The sequence below is a fragment of the Pseudofrankia sp. EUN1h genome, assembly GCF_001854645.1.
GTDB classification, from domain to species: Bacteria; Actinomycetota; Actinomycetes; order Frankiales; family Frankiaceae; genus Pseudofrankia; species Pseudofrankia saprophytica.
On the sequence record NZ_MBLN01000002.1, the window covers coordinates 162,011 to 177,753 of the forward strand.

Annotated in this window: 15 protein-coding genes and 1 pseudogene; 7 read left to right on the plus strand and 9 right to left on the minus strand. The window is 69.6% G+C overall.

Translation table 11 applies throughout. The features are described 5' to 3' along the window. Positions 1–71: 71 nt before the first annotated feature. The 5 genes and pseudogenes from BCD49_RS01285 to BCD49_RS01305 all read left to right on the plus strand — a co-directional run. The gene (locus tag BCD49_RS01285) at positions 72–671 is read left to right on the plus strand and encodes a hypothetical protein (protein WP_007514426.1); all 600 of its coding nucleotides are present in this window, start codon (positions 72–74) and stop codon (positions 669–671) included. 337 nt (positions 672–1,008) lie between these two features. Next, positions 1,009–1,632, plus strand: coding sequence for a hypothetical protein (locus BCD49_RS01290; protein ID WP_007514424.1), 624 nt, complete (start codon positions 1,009–1,011; stop codon positions 1,630–1,632). Between the two features lie 118 nt (positions 1,633–1,750). Beyond that, entirely contained in the window at positions 1,751–2,686 is a 936-nt protein-coding gene (locus tag BCD49_RS01295; protein WP_007514422.1) for a 5'/3'-nucleotidase SurE, read from the plus strand. Between the two features lie 158 nt (positions 2,687–2,844). After that, positions 2,845–3,717 (plus strand): SAM-dependent methyltransferase, encoded by an 873-nt coding sequence (locus BCD49_RS01300; RefSeq protein WP_007514419.1) that lies wholly within the window; start codon positions 2,845–2,847, stop codon positions 3,715–3,717. An 848-nt stretch (positions 3,718–4,565) separates the two neighbouring features. After that, positions 4,566–5,293: pseudogene (locus tag BCD49_RS01305) on the plus strand (ABC transporter substrate-binding protein); the annotation flags it as partial. 257 nt (positions 5,294–5,550) lie between these two features. Here BCD49_RS01305 and BCD49_RS01315 read toward each other — a convergent pair. From BCD49_RS01315 to BCD49_RS01325, 3 genes are read right to left on the minus strand one after another with little or no spacing between them, the layout of a single operon-like run. After that, positions 5,551–6,300: an SDR family NAD(P)-dependent oxidoreductase gene (locus BCD49_RS01315; RefSeq protein WP_007514410.1), complete on the minus strand. Its 750-nt coding sequence runs from the start codon at positions 6,298–6,300 to the stop codon at positions 5,551–5,553. Positions 6,301–6,357: 57 nt separating this feature from the next. Then, the gene (locus BCD49_RS01320; RefSeq protein ID WP_007514409.1) at positions 6,358–7,242 is read right to left on the minus strand and encodes an SMP-30/gluconolactonase/LRE family protein; all 885 of its coding nucleotides are present in this window, start codon (positions 7,240–7,242) and stop codon (positions 6,358–6,360) included. Positions 7,243–7,273: 31 nt separating this feature from the next. Next, entirely contained in the window at positions 7,274–8,113 is an 840-nt protein-coding gene (locus BCD49_RS01325) for a TauD/TfdA dioxygenase family protein (protein ID WP_007514407.1), read from the minus strand. Positions 8,114–8,436: 323 nt separating this feature from the next. Between BCD49_RS01325 and BCD49_RS01330 the strand changes: the two genes are divergently transcribed. Beyond that, positions 8,437–9,021, plus strand: coding sequence for a TetR/AcrR family transcriptional regulator (locus BCD49_RS01330; RefSeq protein WP_007514405.1), 585 nt, complete (start codon positions 8,437–8,439; stop codon positions 9,019–9,021). Positions 9,022–9,235: 214 nt separating this feature from the next. After that, positions 9,236–10,144, plus strand: a complete 909-nt coding sequence (locus BCD49_RS01335; RefSeq protein ID WP_071041027.1) for a TIGR03564 family F420-dependent LLM class oxidoreductase — start codon at positions 9,236–9,238, stop codon at positions 10,142–10,144. A gap of 15 nt (positions 10,145–10,159) precedes the next feature. Here the strand turns inward: BCD49_RS01335 and BCD49_RS01340 are convergent, their stop codons facing one another. The 6 genes from BCD49_RS01340 to BCD49_RS01365 all read right to left on the minus strand — a co-directional run bounded on the left by BCD49_RS01340 (position 10,160) and on the right by BCD49_RS01365 (position 15,639). Then, positions 10,160–10,792, minus strand: coding sequence for a TetR/AcrR family transcriptional regulator (locus tag BCD49_RS01340; protein WP_007514401.1), 633 nt, complete (start codon positions 10,790–10,792; stop codon positions 10,160–10,162). A 120-nt stretch (positions 10,793–10,912) separates the two neighbouring features. Then, positions 10,913–11,506: a carboxymuconolactone decarboxylase family protein gene (locus BCD49_RS01345; RefSeq protein WP_007514400.1), complete on the minus strand. Its 594-nt coding sequence runs from the start codon at positions 11,504–11,506 to the stop codon at positions 10,913–10,915. Between the two features lie 137 nt (positions 11,507–11,643). Then, entirely contained in the window at positions 11,644–12,495 is an 852-nt protein-coding gene (locus BCD49_RS01350) for a mycofactocin-coupled SDR family oxidoreductase (RefSeq protein WP_007514398.1), read from the minus strand. Positions 12,496–12,643: 148 nt separating this feature from the next. Next, positions 12,644–13,201, minus strand: coding sequence for a nuclear transport factor 2 family protein (locus BCD49_RS01355; protein ID WP_007514396.1), 558 nt, complete (start codon positions 13,199–13,201; stop codon positions 12,644–12,646). Between the two features lie 39 nt (positions 13,202–13,240). Further along, on the minus strand, positions 13,241–14,509 hold the full coding sequence (locus BCD49_RS01360; protein ID WP_007514394.1) for an acyl-CoA dehydrogenase family protein: 1,269 nt from the start codon (positions 14,507–14,509) through the stop codon (positions 13,241–13,243). After that, positions 14,506–15,639, minus strand: a complete 1,134-nt coding sequence (locus BCD49_RS01365) for an acyl-CoA dehydrogenase family protein (RefSeq protein WP_007514392.1) — start codon at positions 15,637–15,639, stop codon at positions 14,506–14,508. The genes BCD49_RS01360 and BCD49_RS01365 overlap by 4 nt, the downstream gene beginning before the upstream one ends. Positions 15,640–15,743: the final 104 nt, after the last annotated feature.

The following is a 15,743-nucleotide window of genomic DNA, read 5'->3' on the forward strand; positions in this document are numbered from 1 at the left end:
CCGGATGTGCCGGTGCGGTCGCGCCGCGACCCTGATCGGGACCGATCCGCTCCGACCGCAAGGAGCTTCCCGTGAACGCCGTCCCCGGCTCACCCGCCGATCGGCTCCTGAACGCGTCCCTCGTGGTCGCGCCCGTCCTCTACCTGATCTCCAACGTCCTCTACGCCCTGCGCGGCTGGGAGTCCGACTCGGCCGGCGGGATCTTCCACGTGCTCGGCGCCGTCGCCTACACGCTCGTGCTGATCCGGATCGCGACCTGGACGTCCGGCACGTTCGCCGCCGTGCTGTTGGTCGTGGGCTCGATCGGGATCGCCGGCAACGTCGCCTACGGCTTCGACGCGATCCACGTCGCGCTCGGCGACGTCTCCCTCGTCGATCGGGACGGTGCGGCCGTCCTGATCAAACCACTCGGGCTGGGCTTCCCGCTGATGCTCCTGCTGTGCGCGATCGCGCTGCGACGCGTCGCGCCACGGTGGGTGGCGATCCTGATCGGGCTCGCGGCGGTGGCGTTCCCGATCGCGAACATCGGCAACATCCCCGCCCTCGGCATCGCGGACAGCGTCGCCACCGTCATCGGTTTCGGCGCGTTGGCCGTGCGGCGAGTGCCCGTACCGCCGGCGGATGGCGATCCCATCGTCGACGGGAGCACGACAGCGTCGGCGATGTCATGAGAAGGCGGTCCCGGATCGCCAAGACCAATAGCGGTGCGGTTTCCGGGCGCGGTTCTGGGCCGTGGTGTCGGCTGGCCGACAGATTGTCAGGCGGAACCCTGTCTCGCCTCGTCGTCTGGCCTCCAACTGGGCTTCTTCCGAGATGTCCCGGCGATCGTAGGGCCCTGTTCCTATCCCACTCCGGGCAGGTCGGGAATGCGCTCCCTTCCGGCCGGAGCTCGGCCTTTGCGAATATCGACCACATCGCCGGCCGGTGCTCGGCGAGGAGACCCGGGGTGCTCCCCGTAACCGTAAAGCGCTGCCGAAAGACGCAGCGCGGCCGACAGGAGAAGTAAACGTGAACCGCATTCTCGCTCCGTTTTCCCGCCGGGTCGGCGCCGCGCTGGCGGTCAGTGCCCTGGCACTGGGCCTGGCTACCGCCGCGTGCAGCTCGGAGAGCACCAGCGACGCGGCGCCGCCCCCGGCCGCGGCGTCGGCCGCGGTGTCGGCGCCGCCGTCTGGTCCGACGGCGCCGGAGGTCACGGCGCCGGGGACGCCGGTGCCGGTCGAGCAGGCCGTCTCGACGGGCGGCCCGGCGTTCGCGGGCGGCGCGTCGACGAACTGCGACAACGGCTACGCCGGCGTCTGGGTGGCGAACAACTCGAAGGCGTTCATCGCCAGCATCACGATCTCGCAGACCGACTGCGACCGCCTCAACACCGCCAAGTTCCGGATCGTCTCCCGCCCCTGGATGGGCCTCGGGACCAAGTACACCGACTGGGGCTACGCCAAGAACATCAGCTGGGGCTACCTGGGCACGTCGGTCACCCTGACCTACTACTTCCAGAGCGGCCTGGTCGAGAAGGTCTACATCCTTCCCGCGGCCAACGGCTCCACCCTCAGGGCCAAGAACACCGAGTACTACACCAACGGGACCAGCTCGACCTCCGGCACTGAGAGCTACAGCCGCTACGGCCGCTGACCGCCGCGACTCGGCCCGGCCCGGCGCGTCCAGGGGGGCGCCGGGCCGGGCCGCTCACGGCGCCGTGGCGCCCCGCCGCGCCGACACGACCTCACACCTCAACCGTCAGGAGGGTCCCATGCCCGGGAAGCCTGTCCGTCTGTCCGTCGCGATCGCCAGCGCCGCGGTGCTGCTCGGTGCCATCGCGTGTATGCCCGAGGACGCGGGAACGACCGCGCCCACGTCCACCACCGCGGCCACAGCCGCCGCGGCGCCGACGGACACAGCCACCGACACAGCCACCGGCGGCGGCGCGGGCGCCGGTGGCTCCGCGACAGGCGACCCAACCGCCAACTCGGCGGACACTGTGCTCGACGTGCTCGTCACCAGCGACGACGGAGTCGGCGCCGAAGGCATCGAGGCGATCGTCCAGGGCGTGGGCAGACTGTCGGCCACCATCGGGGACGTCACCATAGAGATCGTCGCGCCGGCGGCGAACCAAAGCGGCACCGGCGGGAAGACCACCGACGGCCCGGTCAACTACACCAAGAGCGACGCGTCCAACGGCACCCCCGTCACCGAGGTGAACGGCTTCCCCGCCGACGCGGTCAACGTCGCCCTCGACGACCTGGGCATGCACCCCGACCTCGTCATCGCCGGCATCCACGAAGGCCAAGCCCTCGGCCCCGACGTCGACGAGTCCGGCACCATCGGCGCCGCCCGCGCCGCCGCCCAACGCGGCATCCCCGCCCTCGCCGTCAGCCTCGGCCTCGGCGACACCTACGACTACACCCCCGCCGTCACACTGGTCCAGAACTGGATCACCAAGAACCGCGCCAGCCTGCTCTCCGACACCAAACCCCGCCAGACCATGGTCACCAACCTCAACGTCCCCAACTGCTTCGCCGGCGGCACAGTCCGCGGACTCCTCGAAACCGACACCGAACCACAGATCCCCGACCCAGCCCTCGCACGACAGAACCAGGACTGCACCTCCACGAACAAACCCAGCGACGAAGTCGGCGCCTTCAACGCCGGATACGCGACCCTCACCCGCCTCTACCCCCGCCCATAACTGACCAACCGTAGACCCATCCTGGCCTGGCCTGGGAGCCCAAGGCGGCCTTCGCCACCCTCGCCAAGTGCTACGCCAGCTAGCCATGCGCCGCCTAGAAGGGCCACCGTGACCGCTAGGCTGCCGAAAAGGGGAAATCGGGCGATGGGGAGCGGGCTGTGGTGGTGGACAGCGAGCCGGAGGGGTTCTCCTCGTTGCAAGAGTCGTTGGTCGAAGGTCCCCGGGCAACGGTCGACCTGAGAACCGATGTCGCGCACTCCGCGCGCATCTACGACTACTTCCTCGGCGGGAAGGACAACTTCCCCGCGGACCGTCAGGCGGCGGCGCAGATCCAGGCGGCGTTCCCGCACACCCCGGCCGCGGCCGTGCAGAACCGCGCCTTCCTCGTGCGCACCACCCGGTACCTGGCGGGCGAGGCCGGCATCCGCCAGTTTCTCGACATCGGTACCGGCATCCCCACCAGTCCGAACCTGCACGAGGTCGTCCAGGCGGTCGCGCCGCAGTCCCGGGTCGTCTACGCCGACAACGACCCGATCGTGCTCGCCCACGCCCGCGCCCTGCTCACCAGCGACCCGCGAGGCCGCACCGCCTACCTGGACGCCGACCTGCGCGACCCCGGCCGCATCCTGAACGCCCCGGAACTCCGGGACACCCTCGACCTGACCCAGCCCGTCGCCCTGTCCGTCATCGCCGTGCTGCATTTCGTCCCCGTCGAGCACGACCAGTACGGCATCATCCGCACGCTGGTCGACGTGCTTCCGTCCGGCAGCTACCTGACGATGTCGTACCTGACCGCCGACCGCAATCCTGACCAGGTCGCCAAACTCGTCAGCGCCTACCGGGCCCAGGGCATCGACGTCACTGCCCGGACCCGGGCGGAGGTCGCCCGGTTCTTCCAGGGTCTTGACCTCGTCCCTCCGGGGCTGGTCCCCGTGCACCTGTGGCGCCCTGACGACACCGCGGCCGCTGGTGACTTCGTCACCGAGGCCGGCGGCAACATCGTCTGGTCCGCCGTGGCACAGAAGCCCTAGATCCCCTGAAGAGGGCCAGGGCGACGGTGTCGAAGCCGGGGCTCTACTCCGGCGGGCGCGGCCAGGCGCGGACGGCCAGTTTCCCGGTGGTGCCGAGGTCGAGGTGGATCGCAGAGTCACCGGCTCGGCGCCCCCGCCCCGAGCCGTAGTGCCGGGCGCTGAAGGTTAATAGGCCTGYGACCGGAGCGCTTGTTCGCTTGAAATCGGCGAGCGGCACAACGTGCAGGCCAAGTGATGAAAGTGCCCCGGGCAGGTTCGTACAGCATCCACGCGGCTTTCGGCGTGGGGTCCGGGGCTCGGCCCGGAGCAACATGGCGCGGGAGTCCGGGAGCGGACCCGAAGGCTTCGCGAACAGGAAGATCCCGATCGCGTGCCCCCGGCGGGGCGCCTCGTAGAAGGGGGAGGCGCTGCCCTGGGTGTTTCCGTCGGGCAGCTGGTCGTGGAGGCCAGTTTCGAGGTCCGGCAGGGCAGGCGATGAGCGCATCATCGCCGGTTCCGGCGTCGGAAGCACGTGGGCGTGGTGTGGCGTTCACAGCCGTGACTGTGATCATGGCCATGGTGGTGGGTCTGACGTTCTTGTTCGGTTCGGCAATGTGTGGCTGCTSGGGTTGCGGTTGGGGGTGCCGGGCTATGTGGCGCCGTTGGTGGCGCCGGCGGTGGATCTGTCGGTTCTTGGCTTGTTGGTCGCGATCCGCGAGCTTGCGATGMGGGGTGCGTCTCGCGCGGAGATCCGGCCGGCGCGTCGGCTGCTGGTGTTCGCGAGCCTCGTGACCTTGGCGCTCAACATCGCTGAGCCGGTTATCGCTGGGAATCTGGGCAAGGCGGCGTGCGACGCCGTCGGCCCTCTTCTGCCGGTCGGTCTCGCGGAGAAAAAGGGCGTCGACAAGGTGACCCTTGTGGTCATCGACGTGCCCGCCGCGCTGGACGTCCCGCAGAACCTCGCGCCCAAAGCGTTCAAAGACGCGGGCATCGAGTACGAGCTCGTCCGGGTGCCGCCGGGCACCGCCGACATGACGCCGCAGATGCAGAGCGCTGTCGCCGGCCATCCCGGGATCGTGTTCGTCGTGGGCAACGACTCGTTCTGCATCAGCGCGTTCAACGGGTTGCGGGCGGTCGGGTACGACGGCCAGATCAGCGCGATCTCGCAATGCATCACGGACGCCACCCGTAAGGCCGTGTCGTCGGACATCCTGAGCGGAATGGTCGTCGCGACACTCGCGCCGGCCGGCGGCACCGATCCCTCGGCCGTTCTCTACCAGACGGCGATGGAGACCTACGGCGACGACATCGACATCAGCTCCACGACCGGCCGTACGTGTTCGTGACACTCGGGGGCCTGCAGACCGCGCTCGAGGGCATCTCGGGTGACATCACGCCGGCGACGGTCACGGCGACCATCAAGGCCATGCCGGAGAGCGAACTGCCGGGCGCGGCCGGGATGAAGTTCCGCTGCAACGGCAAGGCCAGCGCACAAGCCCCCGCGGTGTGCGTACGCGGCGGGCTGTCCACGACCCTTGATGACAAGGGCCAACCCACCGAGTTCCAGGTGCTTGGGAGCTCGCCGATTCCCGACTGACCGACGGCACGGTACCGGCCGGGCCAACCCGGCCGGTACTCGCTCCGGCCGGCTCGATGATGTTGGGGCGATGGGGCGATGGGGCGAGGCGCTGTGGGCGCGGCAGGGTCTGGGCGCTGACGGGTCCTGGTGCGAGGTGGTGGTCGGCGAGGAACAGGGTCGAGTAGCCGGGGTCCTCGATCCGGGGCGCGAGATCGCGCTATTTGGTGGCCGAGGTCGCGGTTGTGGTCTGGACCGCGAAACGGAAGGGCCGGACGTCAGCCAATGACATAGCCGCCGTCGACGGGAAGGGCGACACCGGTGACGAACGACGAGTCGTCGCTCGCGAGGAACAGGGCGGCGGTCGCGAGTTCGCGTGGCAGGCCCCACCGGCGCATCGGCTGGGGAGGCGCCGGCACGCCGGCGGGGGGGTCCAGGAGGTCGTCTGATCCTGGGACCATTCCGGTCCAGGTCATGCCCGGGCAGATGGCGTTGACCCGGACGCCCTGGTCCGCGAAATCGAGCGCGACCGCCTTGGTCATCTGGATGACGCCGCCCTTGGACGCGCCGTAGACGGCGTTCTTCCGCCACCCGACCAACCCGGCCGCCGACGCGGTGTTGATCACGGAGCCGTCGCCGCTACGAAGCATCGCCTGGATGCCGTGCTTCATCCCGAGGAACACACCCTTCAGGTTGACCGCGACGACGCGGTCGAAGTCCTCCTCCTTCTGCTCGGTGATCAGCGCCTTTGGTCCGGCGATACCGGCGTTGTTGAAGAGGATGTCGAGCTTTCCGAACCGGTCTTCCGCGGTGGCGACCATCCGCTCGACGTCGGCCTCCACCGCGACATCGACGTGAACTGCCACGCCGACGGCCCCGATCTCGTCGGCCGTCCGCTCCTCCTGGCCGCTGAAGTCCGCACAGATGACCTTCGCGCCTTCCGTGGCGAAGAGGTGGGCGCTCGCCCGCCCGATGCCGGAGCCGGCTCCGGTGATGATCGCGACCTTGCCGTCGAGCTTTCCCGCCATGCCTTGAGGTCCCTTCGGATCGATGGAGCGTGTCCGGTATCGCTGGCTGGCCGCGGCCTATCCGAACTTCGGCTCCGGCAGCCCTCGAACGCCGAGCCCGCGAAGGGCGAGGACTCGGCCGTTGTCGCCTCCAGCGGTGGTGCCGCCACGGGAGGTCACCACGAGGACGTCGAGTTGCGGTCCGGCGAACGCGACGCTCGTCGGGCTGGCCACCGGCACGGGTACGCGCCGGTCGAGGGTGCCGTCCGGCGCATATCTGCGGATCTCGCCGCCGCGGTAGGCGGCCACCCAAAGACAGCCCTGCTCGTCGACGGTGGTGCCGTCCGGGACGACGGCGCCGTCCTCGAACTGGGCGACGACCCGGCGGTCGGTGGCCTCGCCGGACGCGGGGTCGTAGTCCCAGGCATAGATGCGCCGGAACGCGCTGTCGTTGCAGTAGAAGGTCGTGCCCGTTTCGTCGAAGCAGGGGCCATTGGTGACGCCGATGGGGTCTGCGGTGACGTGCACGCTCAGGTCTGTGTCGACGCGGTACAGGCTGCCTGACGGTGTGAGGTCGCCCTGCCCGGACTCGATCGCTCTCACGAGCGCCATGTCGGCCATGCCGGTGACGAAACGGCCCTGGCGGTCGACGGTTCCGTCGTTGAACCCGAAACCCGGGCCTCCATCGGCGTCGAAGATCAGCTCGGTCTCGCCTGAGTCGAGGTCGAACAGGTGGATCTCGCTGCCGGAGGTCACGACGGCTCCGCCGCCCTTGCGTAAGGACAGCGAGGCGATGACGCGTCCGGGGAACTTCGTGCTCCGCGCGTCGCCGCCGTCAAGATTGCATTGGTGCACTGTCGCCTGGAAGACGTCGATCCAGGAGAGCCGGTCCCGGTCGACGTCCCAGACCGGTCCTTCGCCCATCGTCATGCGTGCGTCGGTGACGAGGCGCACGTCTACCATGACCTTCCTGCTTTCCTGCTTTCGCGCGCTGTCATCGGGTGGTGACGAGTTCCTGGCCGACGAGCGTGGTGCGGTGCATCAGCCGGCGTGAGGTCGGTTCGAAGGGCAGGGCGCGGTGGAGCATGCCGGTGTTGTCCCAGATCACCAGGTCGCCGCGGCGCCACCGGTGCCGGAGGGTGAACCGCGGGCTGGTGGACCATGCGAGCAGGCGGTCGAGCAGTGCCCTGCCGCGGTCTTCTGGCCAGCCGACGACCGTGCCCGCGGTCGCTCCGATCAGCAGGGACTTTCGCCCGTTCGCGCGGGTCCACACGAGCGGGTGCACCCTTGTCGGCACCTTCTCCCAGCTGGCCCGCTGCTTGTCCGTGGCGTCGGGATAGGCGATCCGCTGGGCGGTCGCGAAGCTGTGAGCCACCCGCAGGTCGGCGATCTCGGCCTTCTCCTCGTCGGACAGGGCGTCGTAGGCGGCGTAGGTGTTGGCGAACTGCGTGTCGCCGCCGGCGGGGTCGACCTCGTGGGCGGTCAGCAGCGTCGCCTTCTGGGGAAGCTCGTCGGTCGCGCCGTCGATGTGCCAGAGGAAGTTCCCCTGCCGGTAGCCGGCCAGCACGCTCTTGTCGGGGTCGAGCGTGATCCGGGCGATCTCAGGGTGCTCGCCGGGGTCGTTGACCTTGGGCACGACGACCTCGCCCAGCAGCCGGCTGAACCGGACCAGGTCGCCGTCCTCGATGTGAACCTCGCGGTACACCAGCACGCCGTACTGGTCCAGAGCGGCCTTGCAGTCGGCAGCTACCGCCTCATTGACGAGATCACTTCCCCTCCAGCCGCTGATCTCGGCACCGATCTCGGGCGCCAGCCTGGTGACCGTGATGGACATGACTTCCTCCGACTAGCTGAGAGAGGGACTCGGCGCCGCGGGTGACGCACCTGGAGGCGGCTGGGCTCGCGCGCCGCGACTGCCCCGACGGCCACCTCGCGACGGTTCGCGCGATCTGGGGCCATGCGTTCGTACCACCGGCCGACCCAGCAGCGCAAGAATCTACTGGCATTAGAAAGGATCTTCTGGCACTATTCTGGCTGCCGGAGGGGGTGAAGGTGTCTTGGTCGGTGCGAGCGCAGGCCCGGCCGCATCCGCGGCCGGGCGCTCCGGGCGTCACCTCGCACCCGAAGATCCGCTAAGGACCGCCCATAGGATGAGACATGGCCCGGGATACCCGCGAGCGCCTGCTGGACGCGGGACTCGCCCTGTTCGCAGGCAAGGGCCTCGCCGGCACCACGGTCTCCGATCTAGAGGCCCGTGCCGGGCTCCGGGCCGGAGCTGGCTCGTTCTATCGCCACTTCACCTCGAAAGAGGCTCTCTTCGAGGCCGTCGTCCGGCAGGAACTCGACCGGTTCCGCGCCTCGATCGGCGACGCGACGCCCGGYGAGTCGGCCGTGGCCGATGTGAAGATCACACTGGCGTTGGAGTTCCACCAGACCCTCACGACGCTCGGTCAGCTCGGCAGACTCGAGGCGATCATCCACCGGGACGCCGCCGCGATGGGCGACCTTTTCGACGAGGTGGAGGGCCTGTACAACGCCGCCCTCGACGCCAGCGCCGCCCGGCTGGGCCAGCTCATGGAAGCCGGGCAGCTTCCCCGACGCGACCCACAGGCCCTCGCCGTGACGATCAGAAGCACGCTCATCGGCTATCACCTGAACACCCAGTCGTTTAGAAGGTCCGCCCGGCGGGTGCCACCGGCAGATCTGATCGCCACGCTGATCGACCTGATCTCCTCCAAATAACCTCCGGCGCTCGACGTCAACGCAGACGTCGATCTCGCGCGAACCGCACGCACAGGCTGCCGCGGCCCGCTCGGCATCGATCGGGACCCCCAGGTTTGCGGCAACGACCATAGACAATGTTGGACGGTCGTATGGYGATGCTGTATGGATGTATGGCGGCCCTGTGCGACACCTTATTGCCGATCATGACTTTCGACGCTGAGGATATTGTCACGTGAGAATTGGTCTGACAGGTCGGCCGTCGACGACGGAGAAGCTCGTCGCGCAGGCGAAGGAGGCCGAGAAGGACGGTTTCAGCTCCCTCTGGTTGGACAGCACGGTCCTCGGCGACCCGCTGGCGGCGATGGCGGTCGCGGGCCGGGAGACATCCGCGATCGAGCTGGGCACGGCGGTCCTCCAGACGTACCCGTGCCATCCGGTTCTCCAGGCGAACCGGGYCGCCGGCGTCGCGGAGGCGATGGGACGGCCCGGCTTCACGCTGGGCATCGGGCCGTCGCACGCGTCCCGCGTCACCGGTCTGTACGGCCTGCCCTACGACCACCCAGGCCGCAACACCGAGGAGTACCTCCGCATTCTGACGGGCCTGCTGCGCGGCGAGACCGTGACGTTCGAGGGAACGGACTGGACGGCGAAGGACGCGACAGTGCCGACGGCGCAGCCGGTGCCGGTGCTTCTCGCCGCGCTCGGCCCGCGGCTGCTGCGGGTGGCCGGTGAACTCGCCGACGGCGTCGTGCTGTTCATGGCCTCGGCCCGGGCGATCGAGACGCATGTCGTGCCCCGGCTTCATGCCGCCGCCGTGGCGGCGGGGCGGCCGGAGCCGAGGGTCGTCGCCGGGCTGCCGGTCGCGGTGCATGACGACCTCGCCGAGGCCCGGGCGGCGGTGGCGGCGACCTCGGCCGTCTACGAGAGCCAGCCGAACTACCGCCGCATCATGGAGATCGGCGGCGCCGAGGGCCCGGCGGACGTCGCTGTCCTCGGCGACGAGGCGAGCGTGACCCGCCAGCTCCAGGGCCTGCTCGACGCCGGGGCGACGGACATCCAGGTGTTCGTCGTGCCGGTCGGGGCGGACCGCCGGGCCTCCCGGCAGCGCACCATGAACCTGTTGGCCTCTCTCACGGGCTGACCGCCGCGCAGGTCGTCAGTCGGCGTGCTTCGTCTGCGACGTGGACGGAGACGAAGCAGGAGATGTGTGCTGGGGCTCAACCTGGTCCAGGTAGTGCTCGAGGAATTCGGCCGCTTCCGCGTGGGATGTCGACATGCCCACGGCGTCTTCGATGTGAATCATCCGGGGAGTGCTTGTCATGAGAAAGACGAGCACCTCCGCGGGAACCGAACCCAAGGGGCGTGAATAGTCGTTCGAGGACCTGGCCAGAGCCTCCATGGTCAGTTCGCGTACCTTCTCGCCGACCGCCGCGATCTCGGCTCTGATTGCTTTGTGGTGATTCGCGAGTGCCGTAAGCTCCGCTATGAGCACCGCGGCGTACCGGTTGTTGGAGAACTCCCAGAGCGCCCGCAGGGGCTGGTCGGTCCGGAGCGCTCCTACGAGCGCGCCGACGGTCTGGTCGGTCCGGTGCCGGACCAGTGCGATGAACAGGTCGTCCAGGGTCGGGAAATAATACTGGACCAGCCCTGGCGTCACTCCGGCCTTCGCGGCGAGGCCACGGTAGGTGACGGCGGCGTACCCCTCGTCGAGCATGAGCCGTTCGGCGCTCTCCAACAGGAGAGCGCGCGTCTTCGAGGTCTCCGCGCCGACCCGGCGAGGTGTCGTCATCTGGCGCCTTTCAGGAGCGACTTTCGGAAGATCGCCACGTCCGCTGTGAGATCCAGCCCTGGATGATTCCCGATCCACCATGCTACGCGGCGGTCGCGTATGGCTCCCGATCCATGGCCGTCAGGGCAACGGCAAGATCTTCAGATACTCCGGGATGCGCGGGTCGGGCTCGAGGTCGAGCGAGTTCATTACCCAGGCCATGGTTTCGTAGCAGCCGGTGACGAACAGGATGTCGAGCAGTCTTCTCTCGTCGAGTTCGGTCGCCAACGCCGACCAGGTGTCGTCCGAGATGACACCGTCGTCGATCAGTTCGTCGACCGCCCGCAGCAGGACGCTGTCGAGCGGCGGGAGGAACGGCGCGTTCGGCCCATAGGCCACGCGGGCGATCTCCTCGTCGGTGAGTCCGGCTGCCCGCCCGGCGAAGATGTGCTGGCCCCACAGGTAGCGGGACTGGCGTCGCGCCGCGACGCGCAGGATGAGGATCTCCACCTCGCGGATCGGCAGTTCGGTGTCCAGCAGGGCGTACCCGTTGAACGGCAGGAAGGCCTTCGCGAGCTCCGGGTGGCGAGCGAGCGAGGCGATCGCGTCCCGCCCGGACGGGCGGCCGTCCCTGTTGGGCGCGGGCAGGCCACGGGTGGTCGGGTCGATCGCGGACAATGCCGCGACCACCTCGGCAGGCCACTGTTTCGGGTGCAGAGGTGGGATTCGCGCCATCAAGCTGCTCCTTCACGAGTTGTGTCGCGGTCGGCGGGGACGCAGCCACCCCGGATACCGAGTTGGGGCCGGTAACCGGCCGGTGGCCGGCTGCCAGGATGTGATGCCTCTCGTCCGGTGATGTCCGCGATTCCGGTTCAGAACGAGGGGGGAGCCTTGAGCATCGCGCCGGCGTCGATCCGGAGGTTGAGCCCCGTCATGTAGCGGGACTCATCGCTGGCCAGATACACGACGAGTGCCGAGACATCCTCCGGCTCGATGTACGGGATTGGCATCGCCTGCATCACGGGGAAGGCCAGTTCGGCGTCTGCCCTGGTCGGGTTCTCCAGGTCCGGCCGGAACGCCCGGTACACGTTGTCGTTGTGCAGCAGCGTGGTGTTGACGTTCGTCGGGTGGATCGCGTTCAACCGGACGGAGTGCGGGGCGAGCTGCAACGCGAGCACCTCGACGTACCTGGCGACCAGCTGCTTCGCCAGCGAGTAGCCGACCCCGCCCGGCGCGCCCATCGCGTCCGTCGTCCCCTTGATCATGCCCGCGGTCGACCCGGTCACGATGATCGAGGCGCCGGCGCCCAGGTGCGGCAGGGCCACCGCCACGGTGTTCTGCACGCCGCCGAGGTCGACGTCCATGGCGTCGACGAAACTGCTGCACAGCGACTCGTCCGTCAGCGGGCAGATGCCGGCGTTGGCGCAGACGACGTCGAGCCGGCCGAGTTCGGTGAGGCCGGCGTCGAGGGCGGCTCGCAACTGCCCGCGGTCGCGGACGTCGGCCGGCGTCGCCACGATGCGCCGGCCCAGGGCCTCGACCTCCTTCACCGTCACGGCAAGGTCGTCAGGGGTGGCCAGCGGGTAGGGCACGCTGGCGATCTGCTGGCAGATGTCGACGGCGATGATGTCGGCGCCTTCGGCCGCGAGCCGCACCGCGTGGCTGCGCCCCTGGCCGCGCGCGGCCCCGGTGATGAAGGCGACCTTGCCCCCTAGCTTGCCCATGCGCGTCCTCTCTCCTTCATTGACGGGCTCCCCATCTCGGGGTGTTCTGGCCGCCGCCGCTGGCGGGCCGACGCGTCGGCCCGCCAGCGGCGGCAGATCTTCTGGCGTCCGACGGAGGTCTTGGCCGGCCTGGGTGGGCGGCGCGGTGTCACCAGCGGACGGCGGGCTCCGTGTCGAGGTTCAGCGGACGGGCATACGAGAGGTCGCTGGTGTCCCACGTGCCCTTCAGGAATCCCTTGAAGGCGCCCGAGTGCAGGAAGGACGCGTCGGCGGTGAAGGCCCACTCGATCGTGCAGCGCCGCAGGACGATCTTCCACGCGCCGTCGCGGCGTTCGAGGCGGTCGAGGTAGCGGCCGCCCATGAAGGCGAGCGTCTTGCCGTCCTTGCCGACCATGGTGCCGATGACGTAGCTCTCCGCGTGCGCCTCGTCGCCGTCGATCTCGCAGGTGTGGGTCGTGATGTTGTGCAGGTGGTCGGCGAACACCAGGGAGTGCCGCGCGTTGGCCCATTCCCCGTAGGCGGCGCCGGGGTTCACGTCGGGGCCGTGCTCGTCGATCCCGTCGGCGGCGTAGACGCTCGCCATCAGGTCCGCGTCGTGCCGGTCGTGGCCGCGGGACTGCTTGTTGACGCAGTCGAGGATCTCGATCCGGTCCTTCACGTACCGGATCTCGCGGCGTAGTTCCTCGAGCTCGGTCTCGGCGGTCATGCTGGTCTCCTGCGGTCGACGTGTGGATGGGATGGCGTGTCAGGTGCGGGTGGCCGGGCCGCGGGGGACGTCACGGAAGGGCCGGTCGCGGTCGAGGGCGGGTTCCCGGGGCATGCCGAGGAGCCGCTCGCTGACGACGTTGCGGGCCATCTCCGTGGTGCCGCCGCCGATGCAGGTCGCCTGGCGAACCAGGTAGGCCAGACCGCTGCCGGCGGCCTCGCCGTCCTGCTCGGTCCAGGTGCCGCCCAAGGGGCCGGCGATGTCGAAGGCGATCTCGGTGCGGCGGCTGGTGGCGACGCCGGTGAACAGCCGGGCCACGGCGGCGGCCTGGTCGGACAGCCGGCCCGTGGCGAGGCCCAGCGCGACCCGGCGTTGCAGGGCGTGGGCCGCCAGGTCGAGCATGTGCGCCTCACCGACGAGGCCACGCACGTGCGGGTCGCCCAGCCGGGCAGCGTCACGGGCGACGCCGGACACCCAGCCGGCACCGAAACCGTCGGACAGGCCGGCCGGCATCGTGATGTAGGGCGAGTTGTAGAGCATCTTCTCGTGGAACATCCAGCGGGTACCCACGGTCCAGCCGCCGTCGACCTCGCCGATCCGGTCCGAGTCCGGCACCCGGACGTCGGTCAGGTACTCCTGGCAGAACTCCCGGTTCCCGTTGACCATCTCGATACGCGTCAGCTCGACGCCGTCGCGCAGCAGCGGAAGGATGAACACCGTCAGCCCGCGGTGCTTGGGCACGTCCCAGTTGGTCCTCGCCAGGCACAGCGCCCAGTCGGAGTACCAGGCGCCGGTCGTCCAGATCTTCGAGCCGTTGAGCACCCACTCGTCGCCGTCGCGCACAGCGCTGGTCAGCGCCCCGGCCACGTCCGAGCCCCCGGACGGTTCGGACAGGAACTGCATCCAGATCTCGTCGCCGCGCAGGATGGCGGGGACATGCTGGCGCTTCTGCTCCTCGGTGCCGAACTCCAGCAGCACCGCGAGGCACGGGTTGAACGTCGGCGACTGCAGGTCCATCGGGAACTCGTAGCCGGCGATCTCCTCGTTGAACGCCCGCTGGTGCGCCGGCGTGAGGCCCTGCCCGCCGTACTCACGGGGCACACAGATACCCGCGAACCCGCCGTCGAAGAACACGCGCTGGAGCTGGCGCTGACGGGTGATCTCGGCCAGTTCCTCGTCCTCGCTGCGCCCGAGCCCGTCGAGGTTGTGGGTCGGCGGCCCGCTGACAGCGCGGAGGTTCCCCCGCATCCAGGCGGCGGCGCGCCGCCGGAAGCTCTCGACGTCTTCGACGCCGGCGTCGGCCGTCATGAACGCTCCTTCTCGACGAGGTCCGCGAGGCGGCGGCGGTGCTCGACCGGCGTGCCGAACAGCGTCCGGTTCAGCGCGATCCGGCGCAGGTAGAGGTGCAGGTCGTGCTCGAAGGTCAGGCCGATCCCGCCGTGCAGCTGCACGCAGTCCTGAGCCAGCTCGGAGCCGTACTCACCGGTGAAGGCCTTCGCGGCGCTCACCAGCCTCGCCGCGTCGGACGAGCCCGAGGCGACGGCGACGACGGCCGCGTCGTTGATCGCGTGTGCGGCCTCCAGCCACGACAACAGGTCCGCGACCCGGTGCTTGATCTCCTGGTAGGAGGCAAGCGGCCGGCCGAAGGAGTAGCGGTCGAACGTCCAGCGCAGCGTGAGGTCGAACGCGGCCTGCATCGCGCCCACCGTGTCCGCGCCCGCCAGGACCGCTGCGAGACGCAGCTGATGCTCCACCTGCTCGGCGGCACCGCCCAGCTCCCCCACGACGGCGCCGGCCGGGACCCTGACCTTGTCGAAGCGGACCGTGGCGAACCGGCGGGTCAGGTCGAGACTCCGCATGGGCTCGATTGACAGGCCGGCGGCGTCGGCGGGGACTAGGACCTGTGTCAGCCCATCCCCGGTTCGCCCGGTGACTAGCAGATGGCCTGCCTGGGCGGCGGACTCCACCGGGCGTTTGACACCGGTCAGCACGACGTCGCCGCCGTCGGTCGCGCAGCGCAGGTCGACCTGGCCCAGGCCGTCGGCCGGGGGCGGCTCCGCGAAGCACCAGGAGGCGAGAGCGTCGCCGGCGAGCAGGGACTCCAGCACCGGCGCATGGGTGTCGTCGCCGGCGGCGCCGAGCGCGGCGGCGACGACGTTGGTGACCGCGAGTGGCCCGGGTGCCGCGTGCGCGCCGAACTCATGGGCGAGCAGCGACAGGTCCGCCAGCCCGGACTCGCTCACGGCACCGCCTCCGGACGCCTCCGGCGCGAGCAGCGATGTCCAGCCGAGCTCGGCGCCGCGACGCCACAAATCCAGGTCGAACCCGGCGTCGTCGTCCCGGAGACAGCGAATCTTGTCGACAGGAACCTCGCTCGCGAGGAACCGAGCGGTGGTGTCACGAAGGACCTCCTGCTCGGAGCTGCGCTCCAGCAGCATGGGCCGCTCCTCTCTCCGGCGTGCCCGGGCACCTCGGACCGGGCACGAGGCCGAGGCCGGGACCCCAGGGCGGCAGCGCCCGCGCGCGGGCTTAGAGCGAAGTA

Excerpts from the sequence above, each read along its gene's own strand:
- BCD49_RS01365 (WP_007514392.1), bottom strand. The coding sequence starts at position 15,639 with ATGCTGCTGGAGCGCAGCTCCGAGCAGGAGGTCCTTCGTGACACCACC.
- BCD49_RS01355 (WP_007514396.1), bottom strand. The coding sequence starts at position 13,201 with ATGACCGCCGAGACCGAGCTCGAGGAACTACGCCGCGAGATCCGGTAC.
- BCD49_RS01325 (WP_007514407.1), bottom strand. The coding sequence starts at position 8,113 with ATGTCCATCACGGTCACCAGGCTGGCGCCCGAGATCGGTGCCGAGATC.
- BCD49_RS01315 (WP_007514410.1), bottom strand. The coding sequence starts at position 6,300 with ATGGCGGGAAAGCTCGACGGCAAGGTCGCGATCATCACCGGAGCCGGC.
- BCD49_RS01320 (WP_007514409.1), bottom strand. The coding sequence starts at position 7,242 with ATGGTAGACGTGCGCCTCGTCACCGACGCACGCATGACGATGGGCGAA.
- BCD49_RS01350 (WP_007514398.1), bottom strand. The coding sequence starts at position 12,495 with ATGGGCAAGCTAGGGGGCAAGGTCGCCTTCATCACCGGGGCCGCGCGC.
- BCD49_RS01345 (WP_007514400.1), bottom strand. The coding sequence starts at position 11,506 with ATGGCGCGAATCCCACCTCTGCACCCGAAACAGTGGCCTGCCGAGGTG.
- BCD49_RS01360 (WP_007514394.1), bottom strand. The coding sequence starts at position 14,509 with ATGACGGCCGACGCCGGCGTCGAAGACGTCGAGAGCTTCCGGCGGCGC.
- BCD49_RS01340 (WP_007514401.1), bottom strand. The coding sequence starts at position 10,792 with ATGACGACACCTCGCCGGGTCGGCGCGGAGACCTCGAAGACGCGCGCT.
- BCD49_RS01295 (WP_007514422.1), top strand. The coding sequence starts at position 1,751 with ATGCCCGGGAAGCCTGTCCGTCTGTCCGTCGCGATCGCCAGCGCCGCG.